The organism is Rhodococcus sp. CH91 (genome assembly GCF_022554085.1).
Lineage (GTDB): Bacteria > Actinomycetota > Actinomycetes > Mycobacteriales > Mycobacteriaceae > Rhodococcus.
In genome coordinates, this window is sequence record NZ_JAKFYR010000007.1 from 217,814 (window position 1) to 231,371 (window position 13,558).

General features: G+C 68.7%; 14 protein-coding genes. 10 read left to right on the top strand and 4 right to left on the bottom strand.

All coding sequences use genetic code 11. The annotated features are described in order from the left end of the window. Positions 1-7: 7 nt before the first annotated feature. The 4 genes from MOM01_RS15470 to MOM01_RS15485 all read left to right on the top strand — a co-directional run bounded on the left by MOM01_RS15470 (position 8) and on the right by MOM01_RS15485 (position 3,844). Positions 8-1,096: an isocitrate/isopropylmalate dehydrogenase family protein gene (locus MOM01_RS15470; RefSeq protein ID WP_241386302.1), complete on the top strand. Its 1,089-nt coding sequence runs from the start codon at positions 8-10 to the stop codon at positions 1,094-1,096. A gap of 86 nt (positions 1,097-1,182) precedes the next feature. Beyond that, positions 1,183-2,076 (top strand): ABC transporter substrate-binding protein, encoded by an 894-nt coding sequence (locus MOM01_RS15475; RefSeq protein WP_241386371.1) that lies wholly within the window; start codon positions 1,183-1,185, stop codon positions 2,074-2,076. An 11-nt stretch (positions 2,077-2,087) separates the two neighbouring features. Continuing rightward, positions 2,088-3,074, top strand: a complete 987-nt coding sequence (locus tag MOM01_RS15480) for an amino acid ABC transporter permease (protein ID WP_241386303.1) — start codon at positions 2,088-2,090, stop codon at positions 3,072-3,074. Further along, on the top strand, positions 3,071-3,844 hold the full coding sequence (locus MOM01_RS15485; RefSeq protein WP_277609755.1) for an amino acid ABC transporter ATP-binding protein: 774 nt from the start codon (positions 3,071-3,073) through the stop codon (positions 3,842-3,844). The genes MOM01_RS15480 and MOM01_RS15485 overlap by 4 nt, the downstream gene beginning before the upstream one ends. Before the next feature lie 7 nt (positions 3,845-3,851). On the opposite strand, the gene MOM01_RS15490 is transcribed toward MOM01_RS15485, so the two are convergent. Next, positions 3,852-4,760 carry a class I SAM-dependent methyltransferase gene (locus MOM01_RS15490; RefSeq protein ID WP_241386304.1) on the bottom strand — a complete coding sequence of 303 codons (909 nt, stop codon included), beginning with the start codon at positions 4,758-4,760 and terminating at the stop codon, positions 3,852-3,854. Between the two features lie 219 nt (positions 4,761-4,979). Between MOM01_RS15490 and rpsA the strand changes: the two genes are divergently transcribed. Further along, positions 4,980-6,443 carry a 30S ribosomal protein S1 gene (gene rpsA / locus MOM01_RS15495; protein ID WP_241386305.1) on the top strand — a complete coding sequence of 488 codons (1,464 nt, stop codon included), beginning with the start codon at positions 4,980-4,982 and terminating at the stop codon, positions 6,441-6,443. Between the two features lie 172 nt (positions 6,444-6,615). Here rpsA and MOM01_RS15500 read toward each other — a convergent pair whose 3' ends face one another. Further along, positions 6,616-6,828, bottom strand: a complete 213-nt coding sequence (locus MOM01_RS15500) for a hypothetical protein (protein ID WP_241386306.1) — start codon at positions 6,826-6,828, stop codon at positions 6,616-6,618. Positions 6,829-7,044: 216 nt separating this feature from the next. Here MOM01_RS15500 and coaE point away from each other — a divergent pair, with 216 nt between their 5' ends. From coaE to MOM01_RS15515, 3 genes are all read left to right on the top strand, one after another. Then, on the top strand, positions 7,045-8,256 hold the full coding sequence (gene coaE, locus MOM01_RS15505; RefSeq protein WP_241386307.1) for a dephospho-CoA kinase: 1,212 nt from the start codon (positions 7,045-7,047) through the stop codon (positions 8,254-8,256). Positions 8,257-8,360: 104 nt separating this feature from the next. Then, positions 8,361-9,503 carry an LLM class flavin-dependent oxidoreductase gene (locus MOM01_RS15510; RefSeq protein ID WP_241386308.1) on the top strand — a complete coding sequence of 381 codons (1,143 nt, stop codon included), beginning with the start codon at positions 8,361-8,363 and terminating at the stop codon, positions 9,501-9,503. Then, on the top strand, positions 9,500-10,138 hold the full coding sequence (locus MOM01_RS15515) for an FMN reductase (RefSeq protein ID WP_241386309.1): 639 nt from the start codon (positions 9,500-9,502) through the stop codon (positions 10,136-10,138). The genes MOM01_RS15510 and MOM01_RS15515 overlap by 4 nt, the downstream gene beginning before the upstream one ends. 21 nt (positions 10,139-10,159) lie before the next feature. Here MOM01_RS15515 and MOM01_RS15520 read toward each other — a convergent pair whose 3' ends face one another. Together MOM01_RS15520 and MOM01_RS15525 are read right to left on the bottom strand one after the other, a co-directional pair. Next, a complete protein-coding gene (locus MOM01_RS15520) occupies positions 10,160-10,930 on the bottom strand; it encodes an ABC transporter permease (RefSeq protein ID WP_241386310.1) in 771 nt (256 codons plus the stop codon). Further along, a complete protein-coding gene (locus tag MOM01_RS15525) occupies positions 10,927-11,679 on the bottom strand; it encodes an ABC transporter ATP-binding protein (RefSeq protein WP_241386311.1) in 753 nt (250 codons plus the stop codon). The genes MOM01_RS15520 and MOM01_RS15525 overlap by 4 nt, the downstream gene beginning before the upstream one ends. A gap of 111 nt (positions 11,680-11,790) precedes the next feature. On the opposite strand from MOM01_RS15525, the gene MOM01_RS15530 reads away from it, so the two are divergent. Both MOM01_RS15530 and MOM01_RS23355 read left to right on the top strand, forming a co-directional pair. Beyond that, positions 11,791-12,891, top strand: a complete 1,101-nt coding sequence (locus MOM01_RS15530) for a sensor histidine kinase (protein WP_241386312.1) — start codon at positions 11,791-11,793, stop codon at positions 12,889-12,891. Continuing rightward, positions 12,888-13,526, top strand: a complete 639-nt coding sequence (locus MOM01_RS23355; RefSeq protein ID WP_241386313.1) for a response regulator — start codon at positions 12,888-12,890, stop codon at positions 13,524-13,526. The genes MOM01_RS15530 and MOM01_RS23355 overlap by 4 nt, the downstream gene beginning before the upstream one ends. The last annotated feature ends 32 nt before the right edge of the window (positions 13,527-13,558 follow it).

Below are 13,558 nucleotides of genomic sequence, written 5' to 3' on the forward strand. Positions count from 1 at the left end.
TGACCGGGTGACGGACGAGACCGCAACGCTTCAGCACCATCGCATCGGAATCCTGGAAGGGGACGGGATCGGCCGTGAGATCGTGCCGGCGACCCGCACCGTCGTCGATGCGGCCGTCGCCGCGGCCGGGGGAGTCGCAGTCGACTGGGTGCCGCTGCCCATCGGCGCCGCGGCCATCGACAGCCACGGCACGCCCCTCCCGGAGGAGACCCTCGAGAGCCTCGCCGGTCTCGACGCGTGGATCCTCGGCCCCCACGACAGTGCCTCCTATCCGCCGCAGTTCCGGGGCGAACTCACCCCGGGCGGGCGGATCCGCAAACATTTCGACCTGTACGCGAACATCCGTCCCGCCTGTGCGCTCCCGGGAGCACCGTCCGTCTCGCCCGAGATGGATCTCGTCGTCGTCCGCGAGAACACCGAGGGTTTCTACGCCGATCGCAACATGGCCGTCGGCAGCGGGGAGTTCATGCCCACCCCCGACATCGCCCTCGCCGTCGGGGTCGTCACCCGCGCCGCCTGCGAACGCATCGCGCACACCGCCTTCGACCTCGCGTCGCGGCGTCGCAAGCGGGTCACCATCGTGCACAAGGCGAACGTGCTCTCACACACCACGGGCCTGTTCCGGGACGTCTGCGAGGAAGTGGGTCGCCTGTATCCGAGCGTCACCGTGGACGACCGGCACGTCGACGCGATGGCCGCCCTGCTCGTGCGCCGCGGCGAGGAGTTCGACGTCGTAGTGACGGAGAACATGTTCGGCGACATCCTGTCCGATCTCGCGGCCGAACTCTCCGGCTCCCTCGGAACCGCCGCGTCGATCAACGCCTCGCGGACGAAGGCCATGGCGCAGGCCGCCCACGGCGCCGCCCCCGACATCGCCGGTCTCGGGCGCGCGAATCCTGTCGCGCTCATCCTTTCCGCCGCAATGCTTCTCGATCGTCTCGGTGCCCGCGTCGACTCCCACTTCACCGCTGCCGCCCGCATCATCGAGGACGCGGTGCGCGCCACGATCGCGGCAGGCACCGCGACGGCCGATCTCGGTGGCACGGCGTCGACGGCGGAGTTCACCGCCGGCGTCGTCGCGCGACTGGGCGCCTGAGTGCAGGTTTGCATTCGACCCCACCCCGGGTTGGATACTGTGCGACTGTGAATCGAGCAGTGCACACCCGACGCCGGGCCGCGGCCGTGCACGGCCACCTCCGGAGGCTGAGCAGACCGGCCGGAATCCTGGCCGTGCTCGCCGTCGCGACCGGGTGCGTGGTCAACACCGAATCGACCGTCCCGGCCGGCGACCGGATCCGCGCGGAGAAGGTCGAGGCCGTGGCGGAATTGCTGCCACCCGACGTCGCCGACGGCGGAACACTCGACGTCGGGGTCAACGTCCCGTACGCGCCCAACGAGTTCAAGGACGACGACGGCAGCATCGTCGGATTCGGTGTCGAACTGGTCCAGGCGGTCGGGGACGTGCTCGGGCTCACGCCGGTGTTCAACGAGGCGGACTTCGACCGGATCATTCCCGCGGTGCAGGCCGGCACCTTCGAGATGGGATCGTCCTCCTTCACCGACACGAAGGAGCGGGAGGAATCCGTCGACTTCGTCACGTACTACAGCGCGGGGGTGCAGTGGGCGCAGCGCACCGGGGAACCGGTCGATCCCGACAATGCCTGTGGGCTGCGCGTGGCCGTGCAGACCACCACCATCGAGGATCTCGAGGAGGTCCCGGCCAAGAGCGAGGACTGCGTCGCCCGGGGTCTTCCCCCCATCGACAAGGTCAAGTACGACAGCCAGGACGAAGCCGCCAACGCCCTGATCCTCGGACGGGTGGACGCGCTGTCCGCGGACTCGCCGGTCACGGCGTACGTCATCGCACGCAGTGAGGGGCGGCTCGAACCCGCCGGCGAGGTCTTCGACGCGGCGCCCTACGGATTCGTCGTGGCCAAGGGCTCGCCGTTCGCTCCCGTCCTGCAGCAGGCGGTGCAGCAGCTGATCGATTCCGGTGTGTACGGCGAGATCACCGAACGCTGGGGCATGGAGGACGGGGCGATCGCCACGTCGCAGATCAACGGCGCGACGAGCTGAGAGAGGGAACCATGAGCGAGTCCACGTCCGCGAGATCCGCGGAACCGCGGCCGGACGAACCGGAACCGATCCGCGCAGTACCCCTGCGGCATCCCGGACGCTGGATCTCCGGTGCGATCGTCCTGATCGCACTCGGGCTGTTCGCCTGGGGTGCGGCCACCAACGAGGCCTACCGCTGGGACATCTACGCCCAGTACCTGTTCGACCGACGCATCACCGCCGCGGCGTGGAAGACGGTGCAGCTGACCGTCCTCGCGATGCTCGCCGCCGTGGCCCTGGGCGTGGTACTCGCGGTGATGCGCCTGTCTCCGAACCCGGTACTGCGCTCGGTCGCGTGGCTGTATCTGTGGGTCTTCCGGGGCACTCCGGTGTACGTGCAGCTCGTGCTGTGGGGGCTGTTCCCGTCGATCTACAAGCAGATCGACCTCGGGATCCCGTTCGTCCACCAATTCGTCCACATCGACGTGCAGGGCCTGAACGCGGCCTTCCTGTTCGCCGTCATCGGCCTGGCCCTCAACGAAGCGGCGTATATGGCGGAGATCGTGCGGGCCGGCATCACCTCGGTGCCCGAAGGGCAGGTCGAGGCGTCCACGGCGCTCGGAATGTCGTGGACGCAGACCATCCGCCGCACCGTGCTTCCGCAGGCCATGCGGGTGATCATCCCGCCGACCGGCAACGAGCTGATCAGCATGCTCAAGACGACCTCGCTCGTCGCCGCGGTGCCCTACAGCCTCGAACTGTACGGCCGGGCCCGTGACATCTCGGGTGCGAACTTCCAGCCGATTCCGCTGCTGCTCGTCGCGGCCACCTGGTATCTGGCCATCACCAGCATCCTCATGATCGGCCAGTACTACCTGGAACGGCATTATTCGAAGGGGCTGAGCCGACAGCTCACGGCTCGTCAGCTGCAAGCACTCGCCGACGCACAGAACACACCGATCACCGAGGCCGGCAAGCCCACGCCGAAGCCCGGAGCACCGGGAGAGGAACGCTTATGACGTCCGTCGACACGCCGATGGTCCGGGCCGATCGGGTCTGCAAGAGCTACGGCGCGGTCAAAGTGCTCAAGGGCATCTCGCTCGAGGTCGGGCGCGGTCAGGTCACCTGCTTGATCGGGCCGTCCGGATCCGGGAAGTCGACCTTTCTGCGGTGCATCAACCATCTCGAACGCGTGGATGCGGGGCGTCTGTACGTCGACGGCGACCTCGTCGGCTACGCCGAGCGCGGTTCGAAGCTCTACGAACTGCACCCGCGCGTCGCCGCACGCCAGCGGCGTGACATCGGCATGGTGTTCCAGCATTTCAACCTGTTCCCGCACCGCACCGTGCTCGAGAACGTCGTCGAGGCCCCGGTCCTCGTCAAGAAGATCAAGCGGGACGTCGCGGTCGAGAAGGCCCGCGATCTGCTCGCGCGGGTGGGCCTCGCCGACAAGATCGATGCCTATCCCGCCCAGCTCTCCGGCGGACAGCAGCAGCGTGTCGCGATCGCCCGTGCGCTCGCGATGGATCCCAAGCTCATGCTGTTCGACGAGCCCACCTCGGCTCTCGACCCCGAACTTGTCGGCGAGGTGCTCGCGGTGATGCGCGATCTCGCGGCCGGCGGCATGACGATGGTCGTGGTCACCCACGAGATGGGCTTCGCGCGCGAGGTCGCCGACCAGCTGGTGTTCATGGACGGTGGCGTGGTCGTCGAGGCCGGCGACCCCCGCACCGTGCTGTCCGACCCGCAGCAGAGCCGGACCAAGGAGTTCCTGTCGCGGTTGCTGTGAGTCCGGGTCAGCGGGGTTTGCGACTGCAGAAGATGGCGGTGCCGGGGAAGACGGACCCGCGCAGCGGGCTCCACTGTCCCCACTCGCGGTCGAGGTGGTCGGGCCACTCCGGCTCGACGATGTCGTAGACCTCGAGACCCGCGGCGACGAGTTCGCGCACCCGGTCGCCCACGGTGCGGTGGTGTTCGGCGTAGGTCGGTCTGCCCGCGGGATCGACCTCGACATAGGGGGTCCGGTCGAAATAGGGGAACATGGCGATCAGGCCGTGTTCTCCCGGATCGTCGGGGAAGATCCAGCGCATCGGATGGTTCACCGAGAACACCCATCGGCCGCCCGGCCGCAGCACCCGCGCGACCTCGCGCATGACACGACCGGAATCGGCGACGAAGGGCACCGCGCCGAAGGCCGAACACACGATGTCGAAGCTCGCGTCGGCGAAGGGCAGATTCTCGGCGCCGGCCTGCACGAGCGGGACCGTCCGTCCGGAGGCGGCCATCGCGGCGAGCCCGCGCTGCAGCATGCCTGCCGAGATGTCCAGGCCGACCGCCCGGGCGCCCTGCCCGGCCAGCCAGCGGGTGCAGGGGGCCGAACCGCAGCCGAGTTCGAGGACGTCGCGTCCGGCGACGGGGCCGAGCAGTTGTACGTCCGCCTCGTGCAGCCCCTCCGGACACCACACGAATTCCCCCTCGGGAGTGTCCACTCCGAGGAACTCGCCGTGTGTGCGGTGGTAGTCCTCGGTGTCGGCGTCCCACCACACCCGGTTGGCGCGCTCGCTCTCGAGGGAACCGAGCCGGATCCGGGTGGCCCGGGTCTCACCGAGGATCTCCGCCGCGATCGCGTGTCGTCCGGTCTCGTCGTCGGCCCGATCCGGAGCGGTGGAAAGGTCTGAAACAGGGGTGTTCTCGGAGCCGGACATATCCTGCAGCCTAGTGGGTGGCAGATGCCCGCAAGGACATCGGTTTGCCCACCTCCCCCCGAGGCGCGTAGCCTGGTGATCGCGAGTGTCCGCAGTTCGGCCCGAGGTCGATCCACGAAGCTCGCCGTGATTCGCGCATCGCCGTGTCGCAGTGAGTGATTCACGTGCCCGACCGCATTTGACCAACCGACTATCAACCCGTCCGGAGCAACTCAACACATGGCCTCCACCACCGTCACCTCGCCGCAGGTAGCCGTCAACGACATCGGCTCCGCCGAGGATTTCCTCGCCGCCATCGACGCCACGATCAAGTACTTCAACGATGGCGACATCGTCGAAGGCACCATCGTCAAGGTCGATCGCGACGAGGTGCTGCTCGACATCGGTTACAAGACCGAAGGCGTCATCCCGTCCCGCGAGCTCTCCATCAAGCACGACGTCGACCCCAACGAGGTCGTGTCGGTGGGCGATGAGGTCGAGGCTCTCGTCCTCACCAAGGAGGACAAGGAAGGCCGTCTGATCCTGTCCAAGAAGCGCGCGCAGTACGAGCGCGCCTGGGGCACGATCGAGGAGCTCAAGGAGAAGGACGAGGCCGTCAAGGGCACCGTCATCGAGGTCGTCAAGGGCGGCCTGATCCTCGACATCGGCCTGCGCGGCTTCCTGCCCGCCTCGCTCGTCGAGATGCGTCGCGTCCGCGACCTCCAGCCGTACGTCGGCAAGGAGATCGAGGCCAAGATCATCGAGCTCGACAAGAACCGCAACAATGTGGTTCTGTCGCGCCGCGCATGGCTCGAGCAGACCCAGTCCGAGGTCCGCAGCGAGTTCCTGCACCAGCTCCAGAAGGGCCAGGTCCGCAAGGGCGTCGTGTCCTCCATCGTCAACTTCGGCGCGTTCGTCGATCTCGGCGGTGTCGACGGCCTCGTGCACGTCTCCGAGCTGTCCTGGAAGCACATCGACCATCCCTCCGAGGTCGTCGAGGTCGGCACCGAGGTCACCGTCGAGGTTCTCGACGTCGATCTCGATCGCGAGCGCGTGTCCCTGTCGCTCAAGGCGACGCAGGAAGATCCGTGGCGTCAGTTCGCCCGGACCCACGCGATCGGCCAGATCGTGCCGGGCAAGGTCACCAAGCTCGTTCCGTTCGGTGCGTTCGTGCGCGTCGAGGAGGGCATCGAGGGCCTCGTCCACATCTCCGAGCTGGCCGAGCGCCACGTCGAGGTTCCGGACCAGGTCGTCGCGGTCGGCGACGACGCGATGGTCAAGGTCATCGACATCGACCTCGAGCGTCGTCGTATCTCGCTGTCGCTGAAGCAGGCGAACGAGGACTACACCGCCGAGTTCGACCCGTCCAAGTACGGCATGGCCGACAGCTACGACGAGCAGGGCAACTACATCTTCCCCGAGGGCTTCGATCCCGAGACCAACGAATGGCTCGAGGGCTACGAGAAGCAGCGCGAGGAGTGGGAGTCCCGCTACGCCGAGGCCGAGCGTCGCCACAAGATGCACACCGCTCAGATCGAGAAGATGGCTGCCGACGAGGCGGCCGAGGCTGCAGCCGGCGTGTCCGGTGGCAACTACTCGTCCGAGTCGGGTGCCGAGGCAGCGCCGGAGACCACCGGCGGCGGATCGCTCGCGAGCGACGCCCAGCTCGCCGCTCTGCGCGAGAAGCTGTCCGGCAACGCCTGACAGATAGTTCCCACGGACGACCCCGCACCACACTCGGTGCGGGGTCGTCCGCTTTACGGCTCCCTGCTGTTGTCGGGCACGGTGCTTCAGGGTCGAAAACGAGACCGGTCCCCTCCGAGGAGGGGACCGGTCTCGTTTCGTCGATGTCTCGGGTGTTCACCTCACGGCAGGCTCACCCCACGGCGGGAGTCGCCCATTGGGCGGGCAGGGCCGTCGCACGCTTGCGCATCGTCGCGTGGCTGTGCCGCGCGTTCGTCAGCAGTGCGGTGAACCAGTTCCGCCGGTGCTCGGCGAGGGCGGCAGCGACCTCGGGGATGAGGATGCAGTGAACACCGTTTTCCATGCCGAGGCGATGCCGACCTGTGGGTGAGGTGGAGGATCGCATGGCCTGCCTTCTCGATGATCCGGACGAGCCGGGTCGGACGCTTCGAAGCGAACGATATCGGAGCCGACGCCGAATACGGTGCATTTACCGCAGGTAGGAGGGGGTGTGTCAGCCCTCGACGCTCACTGCGACCGGCTCGTGACCACCCCGTGACGAAGCCGTAATCGTGGCGGGTCGGGCGCATTCACCCGGTGGTGAGGTGCGACACTGGGCGGCGTGCTGCGAATGGGATTGACCGGAGGTATCGGCGCGGGCAAGTCGACCGTCGCGAAGGAGCTCGTCGAACTCGGGGCGGTGATCGTCGATTCCGATGTCGTCGCGCGGGAGATCGTCGCTCCCGGATCCGACGGCCTCGCCGAACTCGTCGATGCCTTCGGCGAGGACATCCTCCACCCCGACGGGACGCTGGATCGCCCGGCCCTCGCGGCGAAGGCATTCGCGAGCGACGACGCACGCACCGTTCTCAACGCCATCACCCATCCCCGGGTCGGACGCCGTACCGCCGAGTTGGTCGCCGCCGCACCCGAGGACGCCGTGGTCGTCCAGGACATCCCGTTGCTCGTCGAGGGTGGAATGGCGCCGGCCTTCCATCTCGTGGCGGTGGTGCACGCCGCCGAGTCCGAGCGGATCCGCCGGCTGGTCGAACTGCGCGGCATGCCCGAGACCGACGCACGGGCGCGGATCGCGGCGCAGGCGACGGAGGAGCAGCGTCGCGAGGTCGCCGACGTCTGGCTCGACAACACCGGCGACCAGCAGGTGCTGGTCGAGCAGGTCCGGCGGTTGTGGGCCGACCGCCTGCTGCCCTTCGAGGAGAATCTGCGCACCGGCGTGGCCGTCACCCCCGAGCCGGTCGTCGTGCCCGCCCGCGAGGAATGGCACCGTCAGGCCCAGCGGCTCATCGCCCGCCTCGCCCTCGCCGCAGGAGGTGCGGCGAAACGCATCGACCACGTGGGCTCCACCGCGGTGCCCGGTCTGGCCGCCGTCGATGTCATCGACCTGCAGATCACGGTGGCCGATCTCGCCGCAGCCGACGCGCTCGCACCGGCCCTGGCCGCAGCGGGCTTCCCGCGTATCGACGACGTGGTGACCGACGAACCGAGGCCGTCCTACGGTGCCGGGGGAGAGACCGACCCCGCAGTGTGGGAGATGCGGATGCACGGCAGCGCCGACCCCGGCCGGCCCGCGCGGGTGGCCGTCCGGGTGGACGGCTGGCCCGCCCAGCGGTTCGCCTTGCTGCTGCGTGACTGGCTGTCCGCGGTGGAGACCGCGAAGCGCGAGTACGCCGACCTCAAGACCGACGCCGCCTCCCGGGCGGCCCAGCGGCCGGAGGGTGCGGAGGTGACGGCCGCCTATGCCGCCCTCAAGGCGCCGTGGTTCGATCGGGCCCACCATCGCGCGTGGGAGTGGGCCGAGGCCACCGGCTGGTAGGTCCGGCTGCGGCCGGACCCCGGCGTATCCCGCGCCGGGGAATGATCCCGGGACCCCACCCGTTAGAGTAGTTGACAGTTCAACTACCTGACGGAGGTTCGACCGTGCAGTTCGGCATCTTCACCATCGGCGACGTGACGCGCGACCCCACGACGGGCCGGGTCCCCACCGAACACGAACGCATCACCGCGATGACGACGATCGCGCTGAAGGCCGAGGAGGTGGGCCTGGACGTCTTCGCGTCCGGTGAACACCACAACCCGCCCTTCGTTCCCTCCTCCCCGACGACCATGCTCGGCTGGATCGCCGCGAAGACCGAGAAACTGATCCTCTCGACCGCCACGACCCTCGTCACCACCAACGACCCGGTGAAGATCGCCGAGGACTTCGCGATGTTGCAGCACCTGTCCGGTGGCCGCGTCGACCTCATGATGGGCCGCGGGAACACCGGGCCCGTCTATCCGTGGTTCGGCAAGGACATCCGCCAAGGCATCCCTCTCGCCATCGAGAACTACCACCTGCTGCGCCGGCTCTGGCGTGAACGCGTCGTCGACTGGGAAGGCAAGTTCCGCACCCCGTTGCACGGCTACACCTCCACTCCGTGGCCGCTCGACGACACCCCGCCCTTCGTGTGGCACGGTTCCATCCGGTCGCCCGAGATCGCCGAACAGGCCGCCTTCTACGGCGACGGCTTCTTCCACAACAACATCTTCTGGAACCGGGAACACATCCAGCAGATGATCGCCCTGTACCGGCAGCGCTTCGAACAGTACGGCCACGGCGCAGCCGACCAGGCGATCGTCGGGCTCGGTGGGCAGGTGTTCATGGCCGAGACCGAGGCGGAAGCCAAGCGGATCTTCCGCCCCTACTTCGACAATGCGCCCGTCTACGGCCACGGCCCGTCACTCGAGGAGTTCACCGCGACGACGCCGCTGACCGTCGGCACCCCCGAACAGGTCATCGAACGCACGCTCGGCTTCGCGGACTATGCCGGCGACTACCAGCGTCAGCTCTTCCTCATGGACCACGCCGGCCTACCGCTCGACGTGGTGCTCGACCAGATCGAGATCCTCGGGCGCGAGGTCGTGCCGGTGCTGCGCACGGAATTCGAGCGCCGCCGCCCCGCCCACGTGCCGTCCGATCCGCCCACGCACGGCTCCCTCGTCGCGCAAGGCCCCGACTCACCGCACCGGCAGGTGATCCCGGCCCGCGTCGACCTCACGCAGGAGGAGGCCGAAGTTCGATGACGCAGCGCATCGTCGTCGTCAGCGGCGGCCTGTCCGCGCCGTCTGCGACCCGTCTGCTCGCCGACCGCATCGCCGAGGCCACCCGTGCCGCGGTCGGTGCACGAGGTGACCATGCGGAGATCGAGGTGATCGAAGTGCGGGACCTCGCGAAGGACCTCGCGACCACCTTCATCGCAGGTGTGCCCACCGCGGCGGTGGCCCGCGCCCGCGAGCAACTCGCCACCGCCGACGGTCTGATCGCGGTGACCCCGGTGTTCGCCGCCGGCTACTCGGGCCTGTTCAAGATGTTCTTCGACGCACTCGACCCGGACACGCTCACCGGCGTGCCCACGGTGATCGCGGCGACCGCGGGGAGCCCGCGGCACTCGCTGGTCCTCGACCATGCGATGCGCCCGCTGTTGACCTATCTGCGCGCGCTCGTCGTACCCACTGGGGTGTTCGCCGCCACCGAGGACTTCGGGGCCGGTGCGGCCGGTGCCGCGCTGAAGAGCCGAATCGGCAGGGCTGCAGAAGAATTGGCTCGGCAGGTCACGCGGGGCGCCGTCGCGGACGGACCTGCGACGCGCGTGTCGGGAAACTCGGTCCGGACGGACGGAACCTCCTTCCGGGAACTGCTCGGCAACCACCTGGGCTGATCCCGGAAACGTCCGCCCCCGTCACGAACGATCCCACCGGAAGACCGTCGCGGCGACCGCCGAGCCCACCCCCATCGCGGTGGCGAGACCGATGAGGTTCGCGGGTGCGATCGCGGTGCCGGCCCACGCCGCCGACAGCGCCTCCACGGACGCCCCGAAGGGCAGCCACCGCCCGGCCTGCACGACCGGATCGGGCAGCGCATCGGGACTGCCGAACAACCCGCCGCACGCTCCCAGGGCGAAGAAGACGACGAGTCCGATCGCCACCGCCGCGTTGGGAGTCGGCGCGATCGCCGCGACGATCATCCCCACGGCATACATCGCCCCCATGATCAGGGCGAAGACGCCCACCGCGGTGAACGGATCGACGGGCGGGCGAGCAGCGAAGAGCAAGAATGCCGTGAGCACAGCCGCACCGACACCGAACAGTGTCTGCACGGCGCCGACGACGGCCTGGGCGACGAGCACCATCGCGGGCGACGCGGGCGTGACGGACAGTCTCCGCAGGATGCCCGAAATCCTGTAGTAGGCGAGAAAACTGGGCATGTTGACGATCCCGATCGTGGCGACCACGATCGCGATCACCAAGGGCAGGACGAACACCTCGAGCACCGTGCGGTCGTTCACCACCGTCTCGGAGCTCGCTGTCGACGCACTCATCGCCAGGATCAGCAACGGCAACCCGATCGGCACGACGAGCCCGGCGGTGTCCCGCGCCACCATCTTCGCCTCGCAGCGGATCAGCATCAGCCACGCCGCAGCGCCCGGGCGGTGAGTCCTCGGGGCCGTCATCGCATCTCCCCGAGGTCCCGGCCGGTGAGTGCGACGAAGGCGTCGTCCAGGTCGGTGGCCCCGGCGCTCTCGACGATCCCCGCGGGAGTGCCGGCCGCGACGACGCGTCCGTGGTCGACCAGCACGACCCGGCCGCACAGATGCTCGATCTCCTCCATCGCATGGCTGACCAGCAGCACCGCGACGCCGTCGGCGTGCAACCGTTCGATCGCCGACCACATCCGGCGCCGCGCTCGTGGGTCGAGCCCGGTGGTGAGTTCGTCGAGGATCACCACGCGGGGCCTGCCCACGAGTGCGAGTGCCACCGACAACCGTTGCTGCTGACCGCCGGAGAGATCCTCGAACCGCATGTCGCCCCGGTCGGACAGTCCGACCGAGTCCAGGAGTTCCGCGGCCGGAACGGGATCGGGGTAGAAGCTGCGGTACAGGTCGACGAGTTCCCGCGCGGTCAGCGCGTGGTGAAGGGCCGCCCGTTGCACTTGGACGCCGAGCACCTGCCGCAGCGCGGTTCGATCCCGCCGGGGATCGAGTCCGAGCACGCGCACCCTGCCGCCGTCGGGCGTCCGCAATCCGGCGATCGTCTCGACCGTGGTCGTCTTGCCGGCGCCGTTCACCCCCACGATCCCGACGGTCTCACCGACGCCGACCGTCAGACTCACATCGTGAACGGCGACCGCGTCGCCGTAGTGCTTGTACAGGTGCTCGGCGACGATCGCCGGCGTGCCCTGCCCGTTCTCGGGATCGTCCATGTCCTCGACGCTACGAGCGGACGTTCCCGCTGCGCGTGTGCCGAAGGTCGGGATCGACGCCCATGACTTCCGGCACCCTCCGCCGAGGTCACCGAGCCCTACAGTGGTGATGTGCGTCGATGGACTGCAGACGAGCTGTCGGGCCTGGCGATGCTCGTGATCGTGGTGGCCGTGGGACTTCCGGTGTTGTTCGGAGCCGCGACACCGAGGATCCCCAGGGCCGTGTGGGCCGCGCTGTTCGTCGTCACCGTGATGGCGTTGTTCTGGGCGGCGGTGATCGAACAGCGCGCGCGGAGGGCCCGTGTCGCACTCGCCGTCGCCGTCGGATCGTCGTGGGGTGTGGTCGCGACCGCTCCGGCGGTGGGATTGCTGCCGATCCTGCTGGTCGTCACCGCTGCGGTGAGCGTCTATCTGGTACCGGTGCGGGTGGCGCTGACGATCGTCGCGCTGAACACGGTGGTGCTCGCCGCGTCCGGCGCGATCCCGGGTGCGTCCGGCGAGATCCCGCTGATGGTCGGCTTCTATCTGCTGATCCAACTCGCCACCGTCTTCGGTTCGGTGTCCCTGCTCCGGGAGCAGCGCATGCGCCGGGAACTCGCCGAGACCCACGTCGAGCTACGGGCTGCGACGGTGCTGCTGGCCGAATCGGCGCGCACCGCCGAACGCCTGCGTATCTCCCGCGACCTCCACGATCTGATCGGTCACCAGCTCACCGTGCTCGCCCTCGAACTCGAGGCCGCCCGCCATCGCGACGGCGACGGGGCGCACGAACACGTCGAGCGTGCGGCCGGGGTCGCACGCGCACTCCTCGCCGACGTCCGGAACACGGTGGGGGAGTTGCGCGCCGAACCACGCGATCTCGCGGACGCACTGCACAGGGTGGCGCACGACCTTCCCGGCCTGGATGTGTCGATCGCCGTCGATCCCGATGTGCGGGTGGGGGACGAGGAAGTCGTCGCCTTCGTGCGGGCGTTGCAGGAGATCGTCACCAACACCCTCCGTCACGCCGGGGCCCGGGAACTCCGGGTCACCGTGACCGGCGACGGCACGGGGACCGTGATGTCGGCCGTCGACGACGGTTCCGGTGCCCGCACACCGGTGATCGGGAACGGCCTGCGGGGACTGTCCGAGCGATTCGAGGAGCTCGGCGGAGGGGTGACCGTCGACGGGAGCCGGGGCTTCCGCGTGACGGCCCGGGTGGCCGCGTCGTGACCCGTCTCGTGGTGGTCGATGATCAGACCCTCGTGCGGCAGGGCATCCGGACCCTGCTGGAGATGGCGGGCTTCGAGGTGGTCGGTGAGGCGGACGACGGGCGGATCGCACTCGAGGTCATCGTCGTGACGTCCCCGGATGTCGTGCTCCTCGACCTGCGCATGCCCGGTGCCGACGGCATCTGGACGCTCGACCGCCTTCGCGAGCAGGGCATCGAGGTTCCCGTGCTCGTGCTCACGACCTTCGACGACGACGCACTCGTGCTCGCGGCGCTGCGGGCCGGAGCTCGCGGATATCTGCTCAAGGACGTGACCTTGGACCAGCTCGCCTGTGCAGTGCGCACCCTCGACGGGGGAGGCACGCTCGTCGCGCCCTCGATCACCGACCGGCTGCTGCGCGCCATCCGGTCCGCTCCGCACACCGACGACACCGTCGGAGTCCAGGATCTGACCCCACGCGAAATCGAAGTGCTGCGATTGATGGCCGAAGGCTTCGGCAACCGCACGATCGCCGAGTCGCTGTTCCTCGCCGAGGGCACGGTGAAGAATCACGTGTCGTCGATCCTGCTCAAACTCGGCGCGCGGGACCGCACGAATGCGGTCCTGCGCGCATTGCGGGAGGGGATCCTGCGATGAGGATCGGATCTTCGGGGTCGCGGTGCCGGCAC

Coding starts and splice junctions, on each gene's coding strand:
- MOM01_RS15485 (WP_277609755.1), top strand. CDS start 3,071: ATGACGTCCGTCGACACGCCGATGGTCCGGGCCGATCGGGTCTGCAAG.
- MOM01_RS15520 (WP_241386310.1), bottom strand. CDS start 10,930: ATGACGGCCCCGAGGACTCACCGCCCGGGCGCTGCGGCGTGGCTGATG.
- MOM01_RS15515 (WP_241386309.1), top strand. CDS start 9,500: ATGACGCAGCGCATCGTCGTCGTCAGCGGCGGCCTGTCCGCGCCGTCT.
- MOM01_RS15525 (WP_241386311.1), bottom strand. CDS start 11,679: ATGGACGATCCCGAGAACGGGCAGGGCACGCCGGCGATCGTCGCCGAG.
- MOM01_RS15480 (WP_241386303.1), top strand. CDS start 2,088: ATGAGCGAGTCCACGTCCGCGAGATCCGCGGAACCGCGGCCGGACGAA.
- MOM01_RS15500 (WP_241386306.1), bottom strand. CDS start 6,828: ATGCGATCCTCCACCTCACCCACAGGTCGGCATCGCCTCGGCATGGAA.
- rpsA (WP_241386305.1), top strand. CDS start 4,980: ATGGCCTCCACCACCGTCACCTCGCCGCAGGTAGCCGTCAACGACATC.
- MOM01_RS15490 (WP_241386304.1), bottom strand. CDS start 4,760: ATGTCCGGCTCCGAGAACACCCCTGTTTCAGACCTTTCCACCGCTCCG.